Below are 3,546 nucleotides of genomic sequence, written 5' to 3' on the forward strand. Positions count from 1 at the left end.
CGTGCTGGCGCTCCAGTGTGGCGTTGTCCGGACGGACGCCGAACAGCTCCAGCAGCCGCCACGCACTGTCCGCGGTGTTGAGGTCGGCAACCTTCTCGCCCTCGATCCGCATGAACTCCCAGCGGCGATGCCCCGGCCCGGCCGATACCTCGGTGCGGGGCCGGGCCGGATCGCAGATCTGAAGATTGTTGGGATAGTAGTCCTGGGGCTGGTGCGGGATGACGTCACAGATCAGCCAGTCGTGAGAGAATCCAAAATCCTTGATCGACGCTCCTATCGCCTGGCGGACGAAACTTTTGGCGCCGTCGCAACCGATGACCCAACGCGCCGGGATAACGACCTGTCCACCAGATTTATCCCGGACGGTAACCTCGACACCGTCACCTCGCTCGACCGCGGCAACAGCCTCGTTGCCACGGTGCACCACCAGGTTTTCCAGGGCGGCACCCTGGGCCGTCAGGGCAGCCTCCAACGACGGCTGGTGCATCGAAATCGACTCCGGCCACCCGCACAATCCGCGCTCGGCGACGTTGACGTGCAGTAACGTCTGGTCCTCCGCGTTGCGCCACGTGTACTCACCGGACGGTTCCCCGATCCGGTTTAGGGCGGCGCCGATACCCGCCGCGGCGAGTATCCGGGCACCTTCGCTGTCGAAGGCGACCGCACGCGGCATCGGAAAGGCGTCGAGCCAGCGTTCCACCACCGCCACCTGCCAGCCCCGCCGAGCCAGCAGCAGTGACATCACCTGTCCGACAGGGCCGTAGCCGACGATGAGGGCGTCCACCCGCTCGGCCATCAGGCCTCACCCCGCAGGACCATGTCAACTACTTTGCGGTACTGCTCCGGTTTGGCGAGAATCCGGATCTCCTCTCGCCCGTCCTCGATCCGGAGGTAGCGCCGGCCGATCAGGACCCACTGCCCGTTGTCGAAGGCTCGGCTGTGCAGACGGGTGTCGAGTAATGACAGTTCCAGCGGAAAATCCGCCAGCCGGTCCACCACATCGCCCCAGTCGGACAGCTTCCGGTACTCCAGTCGGAAGCGGTACATGGGGCCCCACTCCGCACCACGCGCCCGCCGCTGCAACACGTGGTAGCCATCTGCCTCGACGAACCGGTACTCCACCCCGTGAAGGGTCTGGATCTCCTCTGAACCAGCCCCCGGGAATCGCAGCGGTTCCAGGTAGGACGGCCCGGCGAGACCGACGTCGACAAGCCAGATCTCGCCGTCCACGTGCACGGCGTTGAAGATGTGTTCGAGGTCGGGGCCGAATCCACCGTTTACCTGTATGACACCGGCGGACAGAATGTGAGTGTCGTAGCCGAGTTCCTGGAGAAGTTTCCGCATCAATCCGTTCAGTTCGTAGCACACGCCACCGCGTCCACCGACGACGATCGCACCGAAAACTGCGTCGACATCGATGTCGACATCGCCCAGCACTTCCAGCCCACGCTTGGCATCCGCGTTCAGCGAGTTATCGAAGGGGATTGCCACAAGATGCCGCTTCTGCAGTTCCCGCAACAGCCGCACCGTCGGCTCCAGCGACCCATTGTAACCAAGTTTTGACAGATAGGAACTAACGTCGAACATAGATGTACCCCGCCGTTCCGCTCGTTGCGTGGCCCGCCAACGGCAGCCCGCTCACCGTGGCCGGATTTTCGTGATCCATTCGGCACGATCGTTACATCGCGCCAGCTCCCGTGATTACCGCTTCCGTACCCGATGGCCTCCGGAACGCGTACTCGCGACGTGCCAGGAGTCAGGACTACGCCAGCAACAATTCACGCAGGAGGTCCGAGACGTATTCCGGGGTCGGGTAGTCAAAAAGCAGCATCGGAGTGAGTTCGACGCCGGTCAGCTCGACCAGCCGGTTGCGCAGCTCGACCGCGCTCAACGAATTGAATCCGATCTCCAGAAATGGGCTCTCCGCGTCGAGGTCCACCTCGATCGCCTGGTTACGCATGGCGGTGGTCGCCTCGGCCAGCACCAGGTCGATCAGCAGCGCGCGCTGGTCGTCCGGCGACAGGCCCGCCAGCTGTTTCTGCATGCCGGTCCGCGCCGCGGCAACGGTGTCTTCCTCGTACTCTGTCGAATCGTCCATCGTCGTCGCGGCCTCCAGCCAGTAGTGTTTGTGTTGAAAGGAATAGGTCGGCAGGTCGACACGGCGACCAACGGGGACGACCGCGCCGAGATCGGCATGCGCGCCGCGGGTGAAAAGCCGCGCGAGAGCCGTCACCAACGCCGTCGTCTCCGGCGTCCCCGGCTTTGAGGCCGAGACGAAGGCGATGTCCGCGGAACTGTCGGCGATACACTCCTGGCCCATGGCGCTGAGCGCCCCGCCCGGTCCGGCCTCCAGAAAGGTCGTCACCCCGTGCTCGTGCACGGAGCGGATGCCCGCCATGAAGCACACCGGCTCACGGACGTGCCGGACCCAGTACTCCGGTGACGTCAGCAGGCCCGGTTCCGCGATCCGGCCGGTGATGTTCGACACGACCGGGATGGACGGGTCGTGGTAGGTGACGGAGGCGGCGACCCGCCGGAACTCCTCGAGCATGGGTTCCATCCGATGCGAGTGAAATGCGTGGGACACCCGCAGTGGAGTGATCCGGCGGCCGCGTGCCGCCAGCTCGGCGGTGACCGCCTCGACCGCGTCAACGTCGCCGGACAGCACCACCGCTGACGGCCCGTTCACCGCGGCGATGCTCACTCTGTCGGTCAGCAGCGGTTCGACCTCGTCGACCGAGGCCCGCACCGCGGTCATCACGCCGCCCGGCGACAAGGCACCCATCAACCGACCGCGGGCGGCAACCATTCGCGCCGCGTCGTCGAGTGACCAGACGTGGGCCACATGGGCAGCGGCCAGTTCGCCGATCGAGTGGCCCAGCAAAACATTCGGCCGCACACCCGACAGTGCCAGCAGCCGGTACAGCGCGACTTCGAAGGCGAACAGCGCCGGCTGGGTGAACTCGGTACGACGCAGCAGGTCCACATCGTCCAGCGCGTCGCTCAGCGGCCGCTCGAGATGGCGGTCGAGGGCCGCGCTGACCGTCTCGAAGGCTTCGGCGAACGCCGGGACGGCAGCGCGCAGCGATCGGCCCATCCCTGCCCGCTGACTGCCCTGCCCGGCGAACAGCACCGCCAGCCGGCCGCGGACGCGGCGGCCGCTGATCACGTCTGGGCCGGCCGTGCCCGCGGCGAGCCGCTCAAGTCCGTTACGCAGCCCAGCCCGGTCCCCGGCCAGGACGACGGCCCGGCGGTCGAAGACCGTCCGGCTCGTCAGCAGCGAATAGGCCACATCCTCGGGCCGCAGCTCCGGTTGGGCGTCGACCGCCGCCAGCAGCCTGGTGGCCTGAGCACGGACAGCGGCGGCGCTTCGACCCGACAGCGCCCAGATCAGGAGACCGCCGGAAGCGCCGGCAACTGTCGCGCCGGTCGGCTGGGAAGGCTCGACCAGTCCGGGCGGGGCAGGCGCCTCCTCGAGGATGACGTGGGCGTTCGTACCACTCACCCCGAACGACGACACCCCCACCCGACGCGGCCGCCCCACCT

The 3,546-nt window shown here is 66.7% G+C and carries 3 protein-coding genes; all 3 read right to left on the minus strand.

Going from position 1 to position 3,546, the window contains the following annotated elements:
* Positions 1 to 796: FAD-dependent monooxygenase (locus MXD62_RS27145; protein ID WP_248832246.1), on the minus strand; the 796-nt coding region annotated here is incomplete at its 3' end.
* On the minus strand, positions 796 to 1,587 hold the full coding sequence (locus tag MXD62_RS27150) for an arylamine N-acetyltransferase (protein ID WP_248832247.1): 792 nt from the start codon (positions 1,585 to 1,587) through the stop codon (positions 796 to 798). The genes MXD62_RS27145 and MXD62_RS27150, both read right to left, overlap by 1 nt.
* A gap of 175 nt (positions 1,588 to 1,762) precedes the next feature.
* The coding region (locus MXD62_RS27155) for an acyltransferase domain-containing protein (RefSeq protein ID WP_248832248.1) at positions 1,763 to 3,546 on the minus strand (1,784 nt) is incomplete at its 5' end.

The sequence above is a fragment of the Frankia sp. Mgl5 genome, assembly GCF_023242985.1.
GTDB lineage: Bacteria > Actinomycetota > Actinomycetes > Frankiales > Frankiaceae > Parafrankia > Parafrankia soli.